Origin of the sequence: Candidatus Nitrotoga sp. 1052 (assembly GCF_927312905.1) — a bacterium.
Lineage (GTDB): Bacteria > Pseudomonadota > Gammaproteobacteria > Burkholderiales > Gallionellaceae > Nitrotoga.
In genome coordinates this window covers 55,915-72,208 of the sequence record NZ_CAKMHQ010000009.1, presented here as the reverse complement: position 1 = coordinate 72,208, position 16,294 = coordinate 55,915, and the positions used below count along the sequence as shown (strand labels likewise).

15 protein-coding genes are annotated in these 16,294 nt (G+C 47.5%); 13 read left to right on the top strand and 2 right to left on the bottom strand.

Annotated features, from left to right (window positions below):
* Positions 1–326 precede the first annotated feature (326 nt).
* Genes MJ768_RS01610 through MJ768_RS01600 form a run of 3 tightly spaced genes read left to right on the top strand, consistent with a single transcriptional unit; the run spans position 327 to position 2,280 of the window.
* Positions 327–941: a LemA family protein gene (locus MJ768_RS01610; protein ID WP_239287548.1), complete on the top strand. Its 615-nt coding sequence runs from the start codon at positions 327–329 to the stop codon at positions 939–941.
* Positions 901–1,782 carry a TPM domain-containing protein gene (locus tag MJ768_RS01605; protein WP_320415715.1) on the top strand — a complete coding sequence of 294 codons (882 nt, stop codon included), beginning with the start codon at positions 901–903 and terminating at the stop codon, positions 1,780–1,782. The genes MJ768_RS01610 and MJ768_RS01605 overlap by 41 nt, the downstream gene beginning before the upstream one ends.
* Positions 1,783–2,280: a TPM domain-containing protein gene (locus MJ768_RS01600; RefSeq protein WP_239287547.1), complete on the top strand. Its 498-nt coding sequence runs from the start codon at positions 1,783–1,785 to the stop codon at positions 2,278–2,280.
* Between the two features lie 21 nt (positions 2,281–2,301).
* Here the strand turns inward: MJ768_RS01600 and MJ768_RS15290 are convergent, their stop codons facing one another.
* A complete protein-coding gene (locus tag MJ768_RS15290; RefSeq protein ID WP_445082956.1) occupies positions 2,302–2,550 on the bottom strand; it encodes an NAD(P)H-dependent oxidoreductase in 249 nt (82 codons plus the stop codon).
* A gap of 353 nt (positions 2,551–2,903) precedes the next feature.
* Here MJ768_RS15290 and MJ768_RS01590 point away from each other — a divergent pair, with 353 nt between their 5' ends.
* Together MJ768_RS01590 and MJ768_RS01585 are read left to right on the top strand one after the other, a co-directional pair.
* A complete protein-coding gene (locus tag MJ768_RS01590) occupies positions 2,904–3,473 on the top strand; it encodes a YceI family protein (protein WP_239287545.1) in 570 nt (189 codons plus the stop codon).
* Between the two features lie 471 nt (positions 3,474–3,944).
* Entirely contained in the window at positions 3,945–4,382 is a 438-nt protein-coding gene (locus tag MJ768_RS01585) for a hypothetical protein (protein ID WP_239287543.1), read from the top strand.
* Between the two features lie 407 nt (positions 4,383–4,789).
* Here the strand turns inward: MJ768_RS01585 and MJ768_RS01580 are convergent, their stop codons facing one another.
* Positions 4,790–7,225 carry a hybrid sensor histidine kinase/response regulator gene (locus tag MJ768_RS01580; protein ID WP_239287542.1) on the bottom strand — a complete coding sequence of 812 codons (2,436 nt, stop codon included), beginning with the start codon at positions 7,223–7,225 and terminating at the stop codon, positions 4,790–4,792.
* A 521-nt stretch (positions 7,226–7,746) separates the two neighbouring features.
* On the opposite strand from MJ768_RS01580, the gene MJ768_RS01575 reads away from it, so the two are divergent.
* The 8 genes from MJ768_RS01575 to MJ768_RS01540 all read left to right on the top strand — a co-directional run bounded on the left by MJ768_RS01575 (position 7,747) and on the right by MJ768_RS01540 (position 16,048).
* Positions 7,747–8,169 carry an NfeD family protein gene (locus tag MJ768_RS01575; protein WP_239287551.1) on the top strand — a complete coding sequence of 141 codons (423 nt, stop codon included), beginning with the start codon at positions 7,747–7,749 and terminating at the stop codon, positions 8,167–8,169.
* A gap of 17 nt (positions 8,170–8,186) precedes the next feature.
* Positions 8,187–9,092 carry an SPFH domain-containing protein gene (locus tag MJ768_RS01570; RefSeq protein WP_239287541.1) on the top strand — a complete coding sequence of 302 codons (906 nt, stop codon included), beginning with the start codon at positions 8,187–8,189 and terminating at the stop codon, positions 9,090–9,092.
* A 114-nt stretch (positions 9,093–9,206) separates the two neighbouring features.
* Complete coding sequence (tgt, locus tag MJ768_RS01565; RefSeq protein WP_239287540.1) at positions 9,207–10,310, top strand: tRNA guanosine(34) transglycosylase Tgt; 1,104 nt, start codon at positions 9,207–9,209, stop codon at positions 10,308–10,310.
* Between the two features lie 36 nt (positions 10,311–10,346).
* The gene (gene yajC, locus MJ768_RS01560; protein WP_239287539.1) at positions 10,347–10,670 is read left to right on the top strand and encodes a preprotein translocase subunit YajC; all 324 of its coding nucleotides are present in this window, start codon (positions 10,347–10,349) and stop codon (positions 10,668–10,670) included.
* A 9-nt stretch (positions 10,671–10,679) separates the two neighbouring features.
* Positions 10,680–12,491 (top strand): protein translocase subunit SecD, encoded by a 1,812-nt coding sequence (secD, locus tag MJ768_RS01555; protein WP_239287538.1) that lies wholly within the window; start codon positions 10,680–10,682, stop codon positions 12,489–12,491.
* A gap of 17 nt (positions 12,492–12,508) precedes the next feature.
* A complete protein-coding gene (gene secF / locus MJ768_RS01550) occupies positions 12,509–13,438 on the top strand; it encodes a protein translocase subunit SecF (protein ID WP_239287537.1) in 930 nt (309 codons plus the stop codon).
* Positions 13,439–13,441: 3 nt separating this feature from the next.
* A complete protein-coding gene (locus tag MJ768_RS01545) occupies positions 13,442–14,086 on the top strand; it encodes a DedA family protein (RefSeq protein WP_239287536.1) in 645 nt (214 codons plus the stop codon).
* A gap of 54 nt (positions 14,087–14,140) precedes the next feature.
* Positions 14,141–16,048, top strand: a complete 1,908-nt coding sequence (locus MJ768_RS01540) for a diguanylate cyclase (RefSeq protein WP_239287535.1) — start codon at positions 14,141–14,143, stop codon at positions 16,046–16,048.
* Positions 16,049–16,294 lie beyond the last annotated feature (246 nt).

Here is a 16,294-nt window from a genome sequence, read left to right as displayed (position 1 = left end):
TTTTTACTCGTGCCTTGTCTTGCCTAGAAACTTGAATTTTTAGAGGCGCCCTTTACTCATTCGAGAGCCGACAGGTCGGCCGAATCGAAGATTTCCTGCATGGCCGGAGTATGGGTGAGTGCCATTGCTATTCGCCAGCCGAAAAAGACGTCAGTCTAGTACATGGCAAAGTTCGCACCAGGGCCCATAACTCTATTTCGCATTTTAATTGCCAATTGCTGTCATCTTCATTCAGACGTATAGTAATCGCCAGCGTAAGATGTGCCACTTGGGATGGACAATTTTAAACCGTTTATTTTCCGTAATCTTTTGATGAGGAGAGCATCATGCGTATTTTGCTATTATTCTTGACTTTTCTTTCCACACTGGCTTTAAGCGGCTGTGGCTACAACACACTGCAATCCACCGACGAGCAAATCAAGGCAGGCTGGGCTGAAGTGCTAAACCAATACCAGCGTCGCGCCGACTTGGTACCCAATCTGGTCAATACGGTCAAAGGCTATGCCGCACAGGAACAAGCAGTGTTACTGGGTGTAACCAATGCGCGGGCCAAGGTCGGCAGCATCCAGGCTACACCGGAGCTCATCAATGACGAACAAGCTTTTGCCAAATTTCAGGCTGCTCAGAGTGAACTGACTTCGGCATTAAGCCGCTTGCTGGTAGTAAGCGAGAATTATCCGCAGTTGAAATCCGACGCCAACTTTCGCGATTTACAAGCGCAGCTTGAGGGCACGGAAAATCGTATTACAGTGGCGCGTAACCGGTACATTAAGACGGTGCAGGATTACAATATCGTTGTGCGCTCCTTCCCCAGCAACTTAACCGCGATGATGTTCGGATTCAAGGTGAAGCCATCGTTTACAGTCGAAAACGAAAAAGAAATTGCCAAGCCGCCGACAGTTGATTTCAGCGCGCCTGGTCGGCTATTGCCTGCTAAGTGACATGATGCGTGTCTGGGCGTCAGCCCTGCTGTTTGCACTGTTATGGTTAAGCGGTTTAGTGCACGCCGAAGTAGCGGTGCCGCCACTAAGCGCGCGCGTAACCGATTTAACCAGTACCCTTGATGCCGCCCAAAAGCAACAACTTGAAACACGCCTCGTCCAATTTGAAGCGAAAAAAGGCGCGCAAATTGCTGTGCTGCTGGTTCCAACTACCCAACCGGAAACTATCGAACAATACGGTATTCGGGTTGTTGAAGCTTGGAAGCTTGGACGCAAGGGAGTTGATGATGGCGTATTGCTGCTCATTGCCAAGGACGATCGCACATTGCGCATTGAAGTCGGCTACGGTCTGGAGGGTGTGCTGCCTGATGCTGTTGCGAAGCGTATTATTGCCGAGACCATAACTCCGCACTTTAAGCGCGGAAATTACTATGCTGGTATCGCAACGGGGATAGAACAACTGGTGGCGGTAATTGAAGGCGAATCGTTACCGCCTCCACGTGAGCGCAGTGCAATATCAGGAAGTTTTCAAAATCTTGAGTCGTTGTTGTTTATCGGTTTTATGCTGGTGATTGTGGTGGGCGGTGTACTGCGCAAATTATTAGGACGGCTACCCGCGGCGATTATCATTGGTTTTGCTGCAGCTATGCTCGCTTGGTTCATCGTTGCGCCTATTTTAATAGCGGGGATTGTTGGCGTTATCGCGTTTATCTTCACTTTGGTCGGTGGTGGGCGCGGCACTTTGGGAGGGGGTGGTTTCGGCCAAGGAGGATTTGGCGGAGGTGGATTTGGTGGTGGCGGCGGTGGTTTTGGCGGCGGTGGCGCATCGGGGCGATGGTGAATGGTTATTCAACGCATCATTAAGCATTTAATTACTGGCAGCATGGCAGTGAGGGCTGCGTTTCCTGCGCATTCGCTGCACGCCATCGAGCAAGCAATTCATGAAGCCGAAGCCAAACATGCCGGGCAAGTCCGCTTTGCGGTTGAAGCATCGCTCGATTTCGCTGCTCTCTGGCGTAACCAGACTGCGAGTGAGCGGGCTATTGATATGTTTTCGCAATTGAGAGTATGGGACACCGAGCACAATAATGGAGTGTTGATTTACTTGTTGCTCGCCGATCGTGACGTGGAAATTGTCGCTGACCGTGGCATACACGCGAAGATTGGCAAGGCTGGCTGGGAGGAAATTTGTCTTGAAATGGAATCGGCATTTCGGCTGGGCAAGTTTGAAGCTGGGGTAATTAAGGGAATTCATGCAGTAAGTAGCCATTTGCAGCAGCATTTCCCGAAAAAATCTACTTCAGTGAATGAATTGCCAAATAAGCCAATAATATTATAAGCAGCAGATCGTCCTTCATTACTACATATGATTGTTATTTTTTACAATTTCAGAATGTATTGTGTTTATTATCACTAATTTTTCCGTTGCGAGACAATGTGATGATGCTTTTTTGTGGCCCGCCAACCTGACCGGGCCGTTTTCGGTGTGGCGGCAAATTTTGCTTGCTTGCGCGATGAGATCGACCCAGGCTTTGAGCTGGCTCGGCATTGAAAAATTGTATATCGGCGCATCGATCATCAGAACCTCGGCTTTGAGGAATTCTTCCATCAGCAAATCGTTTTGCGCCGTTTCGTTACGTTGGTTTGGCGTCCAGTTTTTCGGTTCGCTGGAATTAATCAGCTGAAATTTTGCTTATAGGTGGACTGGCGCTCGTGCTGCTATATCAGGGTGCGTGATCGTCAGAACGAGTTTGATCAGTTGTCATTGTTCAACAGGTAATGTTCGCGAGATTTTTATTTAGGACAGGTTAAAAATTATAAACAAATGTATCAAACGTTTGTTTCATAATCGGCCGGGTGGTAAAATTTTCCTTTATCATGTAAAGACATGGGCGGCAGGCGTAATATTTAAATTTGACGTGCTGTCTGCGCGCCATTGTTTCTAATTCAAAGGAGAGCACTATGCTGAAACAAAATATCATTGCCGTATTATTGTTGACAAGTTTGCCATTCGTTGCCCATGCTGCAGATTCCTATAGCATAGATCCTCAACATACCTTCGCACATTTCAGTGTCAATCATCTGGGTTTTTCCACCATGCAAGGACGTTTTGATAAAAGTAGCGGAAAACTAACTTTAAATCGTGCTGCAAAGAGCGGGTCGGTGGATGTAACCATTGAAGCGGCTTCAATCACTACTGGTTTTGGCAAGCGCGATGACCATCTGCGTTCACCGGACTTCTTCAATGTCGCCGAATTCCCAAATCTTACATATAAATCAAGTGCAGTAAAATTCAAGGGTGATACGCCGGTCAGTGTAGAAGGTAATCTCACTTTGCTCGGCGTAACCAAACCGGTAATACTCACCATTCATTCTTTCAAGTGCGCCAATCATCCGATGAATAAAAAAGAACTATGCGGCGCGGATGCCAGCGCACAGATCAAACGCTCAGACTTCGGCATGAAATTTGGTCTGCCTAACGTGGGCGATGACATAAAGCTGGTGTTCGAAGTGGAAGCATATAAAGATTAATCTGTACTTTCAGCGCAGAAAAAATGGCAAGCACACGCTTACCATTTTTAATGGTGAAAAGGGGGTGCCATCGATCCCGGTGACGTGCAATGGATAACGGCGGCGTCCAGCATAGAAGAGATGCACTCAAGTCTTTTCTCGAAACAAGGCGGCACTCTAGAATTGGTACAAACTATGGATCAATCTACCGGCCAAATTCAAAATGACAGCGCCGCATTACTTAACTTTTATTCTAGCGCGAACGCTTTATTTTTTGCGAACTGGATTTTGAACTTTTTCTCTCCAGATTCTTGCCTGTAATGCTTGCCTGTAATGGATGATAGGAAAATATTCCTATGGGGTCTTTCGAACAAAATTTAAAATATTTTGTAATTCAAACTTGAATTCGCCTGATACCAGTCGATATCAAATGTCATCGGTTTAGTGTGCTAGCGCGTTAAATCAATATTGCTACGAAAAAAGGATTCTCAAATGAAGCATTTTCTTATTGCAGTGGCGCTGGCCGCTATTGTTGTTCCAGCATTAGCTGCCGATGTCGGGGTGTCCGTTAGTATTGGCCAACCCGGCTTTTATGGTCGAATCGATATCGGCAATTATCCGCAACCTCAGTTAATTTATCCAGCACCTGTCATGATCCAGTCAATGCCAATGGGTATGGCGCCTCAACCGATTTATCTGCGCGTGCCCCCAGGTCACCGGAAAAACTGGCGTAAGCACTGCCGAAGATATGGTGCCTGTGGCCAGCCAGTCTATTTTGTTCAGGATAATTGGTATAACAATGTTTATGTTCCTAGCTATCGTACACATGGCAACTACCAAGGAGAGGGGTGGGGTGGTTATGGTGGGGGTCAAGGCGGTCAAGGCGGTGGTCATGACAAAGGTCATGGCAAAGGTCATGACAGGGACTAAATCGCTCGGATTTCGATCACCGGTAGCGGTTTACAACGAACTCCTGCTTAATATGTAACTCGCTAAATCTTCGACTAAACATTAACTGTTGTGGTTGGTTCTTGAATTCGCCCTTGCAAAATTGGCCAATTGTGGACTAGTAATTAGAATTACAGACTGACGATTTGCTCTTAATTGTCAAATTATCAACGTGACAATTTGGTAATTTGACTAAGCTATGGCTCCCCGACTTGATTCGAACTAACTATCTGCGGATTAACAGCCCAGTTTTCCTATGCTGGAAGAGGCTTGGAAGGTGGTTTTAGAGTCCGCAAAAGCTGTTGTACATGTCTTTTTTCTCCAAAGTCATTTTCATCATGGAATACATAAATTTATTGGGACTGTTTTACACGTTAACCAAAAAAACTCTACGTTGCTTCTATCTTTGATCGCGCTTCTGCCAGTCCCAACGCCTCGTCGATTGCACTCATAAGCTCATTAAATTTGATGGGTTTAGTAAGGTAACGAAAGAATCCTGCTTCCATGGCATTCGCAATATCATGGGGCATGGCATTGGCACTCAGGGCAATGATGGGAATGTGTTTCGTTAACGGATCACTGCGTAAAATTCTCAGAACATCGGCACCACTGATGCCCGGCAGATTGATGTCCATCAGGATTACGTCCGGCAGATGGGCGCCTGCCAGCTCGATACCGACATTGCCGTTCATCGCACTCAACAGGCGAATATCGGGGCGGCTCTCAATGATATGCTCAACCAGCGACAAGTTAGCCGGGTTGTCTTCAATATACATTAGGGTGCGCTGTTGAGATGGGTCATGAATTTTTGTTGCAAGCGTTACGGATTCGCTGCGAACTTCTGCAAGTTGTAACTCATCGGTCACAGGCAGTTCAATCCAGAACACGCTGCCCGCACCTACTGTGCTTTCTACTCCGATATTGCCACCCATCTGTTCTATTAATTGCTTGGACACCACCAGACCGATGCCTGTCCCTTCGACTGCACTGGATTCTTGTCCGAGACGATTAAATGGCTGGAACAGTTGAGCAAATTGTTCTGGAGGTAATCCCTCGCCGGTATCCTTGACGCTGATACGAACGTGCTTCAGGGCATTTGCGCTGCATGTCACCTCAACTGTTCCATGCTCGCAGTTATATTTAATCGCATTGGACAGCAGGTTAATCAAAACTTGCTTTACCCGAGTTCGATCGGCATAAACAAACAGTGAATGGTCGAGCTGGGGAAAATTCAATTGGATGTCACGCTGTTCCGCTTGCGGTTCCATCATGGTTTTGCATTCGAGCAAAATTTCTTGCAGTGGCACGCACTCTGGCGAAAGCGACAATTTGCCGGACTCGATCGATGCTAGATCAAGGATTTCATTGATCAAGTCCAGCAAATACCATCCACCACGAAGGATTTCTTTAAGCCTGATCATTTGGGTGGGAGTTGGCGCGGGTGAGCCTTGCTCCAACAATTGGGCAAAACCGAGGATGGCATTGAGCGGGGTGCGCAGCTCATGGCTCATGCTGGAAATAAACTCCGATTTTGCACGATTCGCTTTTTCAGCGGCAATTTTGGCATTGCTTAGTTCCGTAATGTCGATGTCTGATCCAACATAATGGGTGACTGCGCCGTCTTCCCCTTTGACGGCGGAGATGGTCAGCCATTTGGGATATAACTCACCACTTTTGCGTTGACCCCAGACTTCCCCATGCCATGTTCCAGTCAGCTGGATAGTCTTCCACATCGTATGGTAGAAGTCCGCGTCGTATAGGCCAGACTGGAACAGGTTCGGTGTCTGGCCCACGGCTTCTTCGGCTGTATAACCGGTGGTTTCGGTAAATGCCTTGTTGACCCGCAGGATCACACCGTCAGCATCGGTGATCATCAGGCTTTCTTGTGATTCGAAGGCGACGGCAGCGATGCGAAGCGCTTCTTCGGCTTGCTTGCGCTCAATCTCATTGGCTTGCAACTTGCTTTGCATTTTTGACAGGCCAGCAACAACGCTGTTCTCCATGCCGGCTTTAATCGTGCTGATGGTGGAAAAGTCACCGCGACCGATTCTGGCTATTTGTGTTTGTACTTCGTCAGCAGAACCACCCAGCGTTGCGCGCAAGGAAACATAAGTTCGCCAGAGCATGAAGGTCACCCAAAGTGCGACCGCGATCAATATGAGCCGGGACATTAAAGCGATGTATTCTGCTTCATGGACAGCATCCAGAGTTCTCTTTTCTACCAAAAGATAAGCATCGTTAATGGGCTTCATAACCTTTGCCTTGGCCTTATGATAATTTTCATCACTCATCATTTGACGCGCCCTCTTGTGGCTATCTTCTGCGTCCGGTCCGGTGGACTCAGCCAGTTTCATGGCGACGAATTCCATTGTGGCTAAACCGTCTGAATTCGTTTTAGCTTCAGTCAGCTTGTCAAGCTCTTCATCGGCAAAAACGGACTGACGCATCAAGTCCAGCAAAGCAACGCCCTGTCCATTTTCTTTGGGTGGTGATTTAGCATTTGCCAGCACCAGATCCCAGTAGACATCAAAATATCCCTCCGGTCGAATCATCTTGCCGTTACGGATGTCAAGTATGTTCTGATAGTATTTCTTGTAGCGGGGGGTGCTATTCATTACGTAGATTCTGGCCATCAGGGACAGATCATCTGATGATTGGCGCATTTGATCCGTCAAATGAAAGGAGATTAGCCGCTGTTCGTTCGCACGATCAATCTTCTTTTCTGAAATAATGTAGAAATTGAAAGTAATAAAAAGCGCAACGAATGCAGCTATTGCCAGTGCAATATTTGAAGATACCTTGCTGGGATTTATTTTTGAAACCATTTTTCAGTCTCTTCCTATCTCTGTATTGGAAACGGTACCTGACTGCTAATATAACTTGGGTTAATTAGCAGAAGTCTTCAATCATTCAGAAATCAATGCTAATCAATTAAATGAAGTTTGTGTTGATTTTATTAATTGGATCGTTGCAAAGAGCTGCTGTTGGCATATTGCAAGCGTTTTGTACGTCCTAAAACCTCTTAGATTAGTGCCATTTATTCACTGCACCTGTTTTACTGTGGCTTTAGAAGGCCAACCTGCACCCTCAACTAACAATTAAAGATGCCGATGATTATAGTCAAGGCAAACATTTGGCCGAACTGATAAATTAGTTGGTTGTAACCTGCTCTAATACAAGCGAATCTGATTGCTAATCAGATTCGAACAATTAGCCTCTTTGGCTCTGTCAAACTCATGTTGAGATTGGATTACTTTTTGTTCAGGGATGTTTGTTGTGGCTGCTTTGAAGCGGCTTGGGTCTGATATGATCATCAGATCGATTATAGGAATATAAAAAATTGGAAATGGAGCCCTACGTATATTGGTTTCTGTTAGCTTTTGGCCTGCTGGCATTAGAGATGGCTACGGGAACGTTTTACATGCTGATAGTAAGCATTGCTTTGGGCTTGGCTGGTATTGCGGCACTGCTTGGTCTTAATTTACCGTTGCAAATCACGCTTAGTGCGGTGGCCAGCATTATTGGCACAGTAATTCTGCGCCGCATGAAAGGCATGCGTACTGGCAAGATGATTAGCCAAAGCTTGGACATCGGCCAGTCGGTGCGGGTTATATCATGGCGTGAGGATGGTGTTGCGCGTGTGCATTACCGCGGCACAGAATGGGATGCGGAACTGGAGTCCTCCAGCTTGCCGCGTGATGGCGTACTTTATATCAAGGCAATACAGGGCTCAAAATTAATTTTGACGCCATACAAGTCGCAACAATAATAACATTAGGAAGCAATATGGAAATCGCACTGTTTATTCTTGTAGCCGCTGTTGTTTTTGTCGTCAAGGCTCTCAATGTTGTGCCGCAACAGCATGCCTGGGTGGTTGAGCGCTTGGGGAAGTTTCATGCTGTGCTGGCACCTGGCTTGAACATTGTGGTTCCATTTGTCGATCGTATCGCATACCGCCATATGCTCAAGGAAGTCCCGTTGGACGTCCCCAGCCAGATTTGTATAACCAAGGACAATACGCAGCTACAAGTGGATGGTGTCCTTTATTTTCAGGTTACAGACCCGAAGCTGGCTTCTTATGGCTCTAGCGATTATCTCAGCGCTATCACTCAGCTTGCACAGACCACCTTACGCTCGGCAATTGGCAAGATGGAATTGGATAAGACTTTCGAGGAGCGGGATGATATCAACCGTGCTGTCGTTGCGGCTCTGGATGAAGCTGCAGCCAGTTGGGGAGTGAAGGTATTGCGTTATGAAATTAAGGATTTGGTGCCCCCCAAGGAAATTCTGCTTGCCATGCAGGCGCAGATTACTGCGGAACGGGAAAAGCGTGCATTGATTGCGGCCTCCGAAGGACGCAAACAAGAGCAGATCAATATTGCCACGGGCGAGCGCGAAGCCTTTATCCAGCGTTCCGAAGGCGAGAAACAGGCGGTGATTAATGCTGCTCAAGGCGAAGCAGCAGCCATCATGGCCGTCGCCACAGCTACCGCCTTGGCTATTCAGCAGGTCGCACTAGCCATCCAGTATCCCGGAGGAATGGAAGCAGTTAACCTCAAGGTAGCGGAAAAATATGTGGAAGCTTTCGGCAATGTCGCCAAACAAGGCAATACTCTGATTCTGCCGGGCAACTTGGCAGACATGGGGACTATGGTAGCGGCGGCGATGAGCATTGTTAAGACGCAGAAGTAGAGATTCTGTTCGCCGTGGAAATGGTCGCTGGATGATATATGGGCTATACGAGTTATTTGAAATTCCTGAGTCATTATCAAAGTAGAGGTTATTGCGACTGAGGGAGATTTTTGGATGGATTTTTGTGTGAATGCCACTGACGGTTTTGCTCGTCGTGGAACCCTTTCTTTAGCTCATGGTAGCGTTGAAACCCCCGCTTTCATGCCAGTTGGCACTTATGGCACAGTGAAGGCGATGTCGCCTATCGAGTTAAGAGAAATTGGCGCCCAGATTGTGCTAGGCAACACTTTCCATCTATGGCTTCGCCCGGGCCTGGATGTGATTGAAGCGCACGGCGGCTTGCATGGCTTCATGGGCTGGGATGGACCGATCCTAACCGATTCGGGCGGTTTCCAAGTATTCAGTTTGGGCGCGTTGCGCAAGATTACCGAGGAGGGAGTGAAGTTTCAATCTCCAGTGAATGGTGATAAATGCTTTCTGACGCCGGAAGAATCCATACGAATTCAGAAGGTACTGAATTCCGATATTGTGATGATTTTCGATGAGTGTACACCTTATCCTGCGGATGAAAATCGAGCAGCTGATTCTATGCACCTCAGCTTGCGCTGGGCGGAGCGTTCGAAACACGCGCACGAAGGCAATACCAATGCACTCTTTGGTATTGTGCAGGGCGGTATGTTTGAAAGTCTGCGCGATGAATCGTTACGTGAGCTGGTAAATATCGGCTTTGACGGTTATGCCATAGGTGGATTGTCTGTGGGGGAGCCTAAAGAAGACATGCTGCGCATTCTGAGGCATACCTCGCCGCAACTGCCCATCGACAAGCCGCGGTACCTGATGGGCGTAGGTACACCGGAAGATTTGGTGGCTGCGGTCGCGCACGGCATAGATATGTTCGATTGCGTGATGCCCACGCGCAATGCGCGAAACGGCATGCTTTTTACCCGCCACGGCGATATCAAGATCAAGAATGCCAAATATCGTTTAGATATTCAACCACTTGATAAAAAATGCATTTGTTATACTTGTCGTAATTTTACCCGCGCTTATTTGCACCATCTACATCGCATCGGCGAGATACTCGGTGCGCGCCTTAATACCATTCACAACTTGCATTACTACCATGAGTTGATGAGTGAAATTCGAGCCGCTATCTCGACCCACCAGTTCGATGAGTTCGTTACCCGGTTTAGGCAAGCCCGCGCCAGTTCGTGCTAGAATTCGCCGCTTCAAATTTTAACTGGGAGAAGTGTCATGTTGATTAGCAACGCTTATGCTCAAACCTCTGCGCTTGCGTCCGGTTCTGGATTTATGGAATTTCTGCCTGTGGTCGCAGTCTGTGCAGTGTTTTATTTTCTTCTACTGCGTCCGCAACAGAAACGTGCCAAGGAACAAAAGGCCATGCTGGCTGCCCTGCAAAAAGGTGATGAAATCATCACAATCGGCGGAGAATTGGGTCGAGTGTCCAAGGTGGGGGAAAACTATATCAGCTTGGAAATCGCTGAAAACGTTACGGTTCAGATTCAGAAAAGTGCGGTTCAAACCGTGCTGCCCAAGGGAACTATCAAATCGATTTAAGGTACTGCAATGAACCGTTATCCGCTGTGGAAATATCTGCTTGTTCTCGTCGTATTTATTTTGGGCCTAGTTTATACCTTGCCTAATTTTTATGGTGAATCTCCTGCTGTGCAGGTGTTGCCCCTACGCGCCAATCTAAAGGCGGATAATGCATTGCTGCAGCGGGTGGATGATGCGCTTAAAGCGGCAAATCTGAATGCGGAAGGGGCCGCGCTGGATCCTACTAGCGTTAAAGTGCGCTTTAATAGTGCCGATAGTCAACTTAAGGCCAAGGATATTCTTCAGGCAAAGCTGGGCGATGATTACATGGTTGCTCTCAATCTTCAGTCACGCTCGCCGCAGTGGTTAACCGCTATGAATGCACGGCCTATGTATCTTGGATTGGACTTGCGCGGCGGGGTGCATTTTTTGTTACAGATCGATATGAAGGGTGCGCTGGATAAAGCAATGGAAGCCGCTTCTGGCGACATGCGGAGCATCCTCCGTGATCAGAATATTGCTTATTCTGGTGTCAGCCGTGATGGCAGAGTGGTGACGGTTAAGTTCCGCGATGCGGAAACGCGCAGCAAAGGTGCGGTAGAACTCAAACAACGTTTCGGCGGTTTGGCCTTCAACGATAAGAATGAAGGCAACGAGATTCTCTTGCTTGCCACCTTAAAACCGGAAGAAGAAAAACGCATTCAGGAATCCGCTGTGCAGCAGAATCTGGTTACTTTGCGCAACCGTGTCAATGAATTAGGCGTGGCCGAGCCGATAATTCAGCAGCAAGGTGTAGATCGTATTGTAGTGCAACTCCCCGGTGTGCTGGATACGGCACACGCAAAAGATATTCTTGGCCGCACCGCGACACTGGAAGTGCGTCTGGTGGATGATGAGCATAAGTTTACCGAGGGCTCCGCCGCACCGTTTGGTACCGAGATGTTCAAGGATCGGGACGGCACTATGCTGTTGGTGAAGAAAAGTGTGCTGCTCACCGGCGAGCGCATCAATGATGCGCAACCCGGTTTTGACAGCCGCAGCAACGAGCCAGCAGTGCATATCAATCTGGATAGCGCGGGTACGCGTAAATTTAAAGAAGCGACGCGCGAGAATGTCGGCAAGCGTATGGCTATAGTGCTATTTGAAAAGGGTAAAGGCGAAGTGGTTACTGCTCCAGTGATCCGTGAGGAAATTGGCGGCGGGCGCGTGCAAATTAGCGGCCAGATGAATACCAAAGAAGCAAACGATATATCCTTGTTGCTGCGCGCTGGTGCGCTGGCAGCGCCGATGGAAATCATTGAGGAGCGCACTGTCGGTCCTAGTCTCGGCGCGGACAATATTGTGCGTGGCTTTCGTTCCACTCAGATCGGTTTTGTCGCCATTGCGATTTTTATGATTGCCTATTACCTGATGTTTGGCGTGGTTTCCGTTCTGGCACTGGGCGCTAACTTATTGTTGCTGGTAGCATTGTTGTCCATGCTGCAAGCCACGCTGACTTTGCCTGGTATGGCCGGCATCGCGCTGACGCTGGGCATGGCGATTGATGCTAACGTTTTGATCAATGAGCGCATTCGGGAGGAGCTGCGTAATGGCAACACGCCACAAGCATCCATCCATGCCGGATATGAGCATGCGTTCCGTACCATACTTGATTCCAACATTACCACTTTGATCGCGGGTATAGCGCTATTCATGTTTGGCTCTGGTGCAGTACGAGGTTTTGCTGTTGTATTGTGTTTGGGTATTCTTACTTCGATGTTCAGTGCGGTGTTGATATCACGTGCACTGGTTAACCTGATTTACGGGCGTAAGCTGCGGTTGACCAATATCTCCATCGGTTAAGTATAAAGAGGCAATAAATGGAATTTTTCAAGATTAATCGCAACATTCCGTTCATGAGCTATGGACGGTATACCACCACAATTTCTTTGGTGACATTCATTTTGGCGGTATTTTTTATCGCAACCAAAGGGTTGAATTTCGGTGTGGATTTCACCGGCGGAACGGTGATGGAAGTGCATTACTCTCAGACTGCTGACCTGAACAAGGTGCGTGGGCAACTGACTGACATGGGGCTACATGATGTGTTGGTGCAAAACTTTGGCTCTAGCCATGATGTACTGCTGCAGGTATCGCTTAAGCAGAATGTAGTGGGCGCGAAACTGAGCGAGCAGATTCTCGACAAGTTGCGTCAGCAGGATGCCAGTGTGGAAATGCGCCGCGTCGAATTTGTCGGCCCGCAAGTGGGCAAAGATTTGGTGGAGAATGGTGCGCTTGCGTTGTTGCTGGTGTCCATTGGCATCGCATGCTACCTGTGGGTGCGATTCGAGTGGAAGTTTGGCCTTGCCGCGATAATCGCCAATTTACATGACGTAATTATTATTATTGGCTTTTTTGCATTCTTTCAGTGGGATTTTTCGCTCACCGTGCTGGCGGCACTGCTAGCCGTACTGGGCTACTCGGTAAATGAATCAGTGGTAGTGTTCGATCGTATCCGGGAAAACTTCCGTAAGATGCGCAAGACGGAGGTTGCCGAAATAATCGACAACGCGATTACACGCACTATGTCGCGTACCATCATTACCCACCTTTGCACCCAGATGATGGTGACAGCGATGCTGTTCTTGGGCGGGGAGACATTGCATTATTTTGCGTTGGCGTTGACCATTGGCATTCTGTTTAGTATTTATTCCTCTGTGCTGGTGGCCAGCCCATTGCTTATGCTGATGGGTGTTTCGCGCGAGGATTTCATCAAGACGGAAAAAGTAGCTGAAGAAGTTTTACCCTAGACTGTGGAACTGCTCGCTTCCTTTATAGATATTGCCCTGCATCTGGACGTTCATCTATTAGCAATCATGCAGGCATATGGCATGTGGATTTATGCCATCCTGTTCCTGATTATTTTCTGCGAAACCGGGCTGGTGGTAATGCCTTTTCTACCGGGAGATTCGCTGTTGTTCGTGGTAGGTGCGCTGTGCGGGGTTGGCGCACTGGAAATCAAGCTGGTTTTACCGTTGCTGATGGCTGCATCGTTTTCAGGTGATAGCACCAACTACTGGATCGGTCGGTTGGTAGGCATGCGCTTAGTTAAGCGTGCCAACTCGCGTTTTCTTAAACATGAGCATTTGGAAAAGACGCATGCGTTTTACAAGAAGCACGGAGGCAAGGCCATCCTGTTTGCTCGCTTTTTGCCCATCGTGCGAACCTTTGCGCCGTTCGTAGCCGGCATTGGTTTGATGCGCTATCGTCTGTTCATGTTGTTCAGCGCATTAGGGAGTGTTGCGTGGATTAGTCTTTTCACCCTGGGAGGCTATTTTTTAGGCAATATCCCAGTGGTAAAAAATAATCTGACCCTGATGGTAGTCATTGTCATTGTTATTTCATTTCTGCCAGCATTGCGCGAGTTCATTCGGCATCGCCGTACGTATAGTGCATAAATTAACTATATTGTATCGAAGTAGTATTTGGCCGTATTGATGGTAAATTGAATTATGGTTAATACCAAGTTTGAGGCACTCAAGGCGAAAGATCATTTGCCCTCCCCCAAAGGTGTGGCACTAAAGATAATTCAGCTTACCTTAAGAGAAGATGTAACAAATCATGAAATTGCACAAGCGATAAAGACTGATCCAGCATTGTCCGGTCGCATACTTAAGATGGCCAATGTGCTCATGTCCTATCAGACAAGACCTATTGCATCCATAACAGACGCGGTCATGACATTAGGGTTGCGCACTGTGCGTAATGTGGTGTTGGGTTTGTCGCTAGTGGAGGGTAGCCGCGAGGGCGCCTGCCGAAAATTCGATTATCAAAATTTTTGGTCGCGATCATTGTTGACGGCAATTGCTGCGAAAAACATGGTGATAGGTAGTGGAATGGGAGCACCTGAAGAAATATTTATTCTCGGCTTGCTGGGGCAAATTGGCTCCTTAGGGCTAGCGACGGCATACCCGGAAGAATATTCATCAATTCTTTCAAAGGCCGCGGCAACACACACAGATATCGAATTAATTGATCTCGAACGCACTGAATTCGGGCTTGATCATAATCAATTGACAAAAGAGATGCTGGCAGACTGGGGACTGCCACAAGTATTCCAGATGGTCGCTTTACATCAAGAAAATCCAGCGCTGTCTGAATTTGCCGAGGGCAATCGGAACTGGTATCTCTTAAATGTATTACATGTAGCAAATCATTTTTCCTGGATGTGCTTATCGCATGAACATCAACGGCACAAAATGGTGCAGAAATTGATTGTGATTTCCACCAGACTCGGCTTGGAGGTGAATAAGCTTACTGAGTTGGGCGATAAGGCGGTACAGGAATGGCGTGAATGGAGTAAGTTATTCGGTATCCACTCGGCAGAGATGTCCCCCCTCAAACAGATCCTACAAGCCTCGGCACCAACTGAGTTCGAAATACTTGATGCCGGTGTTTCGGAGATTGGCTTGGAGACAAGCTATGCATTACGCATCCTGTTGGTGGATGATGATTATGCTACGTCATTGATGTTGAGACTCTTGCTGACAAAGGCCGGGCATGAGGTAGCTACTGCTGGTAATGGGGTGGAAGCATTAAGCATGATCGGTAAATTTATGCCGCAACTTATCATAACAGACTGGCATATGCCTGAGATGGATGGCATCGAATTTTGCAGGGAGCTTAGAAGAAACCAGCTATGGCGCAATATCCATTTATTTGTCATGATGGCACAAGAAAGTACGGATAATTTGGAAGGGGTATTTGAGGCTGGAGCCACCGATTACTTGACCAAGCCGATTAATTCAAAAGTGCTAGGCGCGAAATTATTTTCAGCACAGCGTATGGTTCAGTTGCAGGAAGAGTTGAATCTTGAACATAAGCAGTTACGTATTATTGCCGCAGAGTTGGCGGCTTCGAACCATCGATTAGAGCAAATGGCGCTTACCGATGTGCTCACCGAGTTGCCCAATCGCCGTCATGCAAATGAGTATCTGGAGCAGCAGTGGGCGATGGCGGATCGCGGTGGGCGTCCGTTATCTTGCATGATGATAGATGTGGATTCCTTTAAGAATGTTAACGATACTTATGGCCACAAGGTGGGGGACGAAGTGCTGAAACGGGTGGCGCAAATTTTACGCTCATCCGCACGCAAGCAGGATTTGGTTTGCCGTTATGGCGGCGAGGAATTCTTAGTGATATGCCCGGATGCAGATGCGGAGCAGGTCTATCAGTACGCGGAAAGGTTGCGTCAGAAGGTAGCTGCGGGAAATATTCATATGAATTTAGTAGTCACTATTAGCATCGGGGTGTCTACTAAAGAACCAACATTGTTAAATGCTGAAATGTTACTGCAACTTGCCGATAAGCGGCTGTATATAGGTAAAAAACTTGGGCGTAACCGTACTGTTGGGAATTAATTTTATTCCCCGGTTTCTGTGAAAAATTGCGCACAAAAGTGGTAATGATAATTGCTAGCCTCCGTAGTTATGCGAACATAGTATTGATTGAATTTTCAAGGCAGCGACAGTTCATATATCCAGATTTTCCAATCTGCATAATTGCATATAAAGGTTTTCTTGCTGATTCTGCTCCGTGAGTCTGAACAGAAATATTTAATTTGTGACGCGTGCACTCACTAAAATTTGTTGAGTGGTATGTACGGA

Coding starts and splice junctions, on each gene's coding strand:
- MJ768_RS01610 (WP_239287548.1), top strand. CDS start 327: ATGCGTATTTTGCTATTATTCTTGACTTTTCTTTCCACACTGGCTTTA.
- MJ768_RS01600 (WP_239287547.1), top strand. CDS start 1,783: ATGGTTATTCAACGCATCATTAAGCATTTAATTACTGGCAGCATGGCA.
- MJ768_RS15290 (WP_445082956.1), bottom strand. CDS start 2,550: ATGGAAGAATTCCTCAAAGCCGAGGTTCTGATGATCGATGCGCCGATA.
- MJ768_RS01590 (WP_239287545.1), top strand. CDS start 2,904: ATGCTGAAACAAAATATCATTGCCGTATTATTGTTGACAAGTTTGCCA.
- MJ768_RS01585 (WP_239287543.1), top strand. CDS start 3,945: ATGAAGCATTTTCTTATTGCAGTGGCGCTGGCCGCTATTGTTGTTCCA.
- MJ768_RS01580 (WP_239287542.1), bottom strand. CDS start 7,225: ATGGTTTCAAAAATAAATCCCAGCAAGGTATCTTCAAATATTGCACTG.
- MJ768_RS01575 (WP_239287551.1), top strand. CDS start 7,747: ATGGAGCCCTACGTATATTGGTTTCTGTTAGCTTTTGGCCTGCTGGCA.
- MJ768_RS01570 (WP_239287541.1), top strand. CDS start 8,187: ATGGAAATCGCACTGTTTATTCTTGTAGCCGCTGTTGTTTTTGTCGTC.
- tgt (WP_239287540.1), top strand. CDS start 9,207: ATGGATTTTTGTGTGAATGCCACTGACGGTTTTGCTCGTCGTGGAACC.
- yajC (WP_239287539.1), top strand. CDS start 10,347: ATGTTGATTAGCAACGCTTATGCTCAAACCTCTGCGCTTGCGTCCGGT.
- secD (WP_239287538.1), top strand. CDS start 10,680: ATGAACCGTTATCCGCTGTGGAAATATCTGCTTGTTCTCGTCGTATTT.
- secF (WP_239287537.1), top strand. CDS start 12,509: ATGGAATTTTTCAAGATTAATCGCAACATTCCGTTCATGAGCTATGGA.
- MJ768_RS01540 (WP_239287535.1), top strand. CDS start 14,141: ATGGTTAATACCAAGTTTGAGGCACTCAAGGCGAAAGATCATTTGCCC.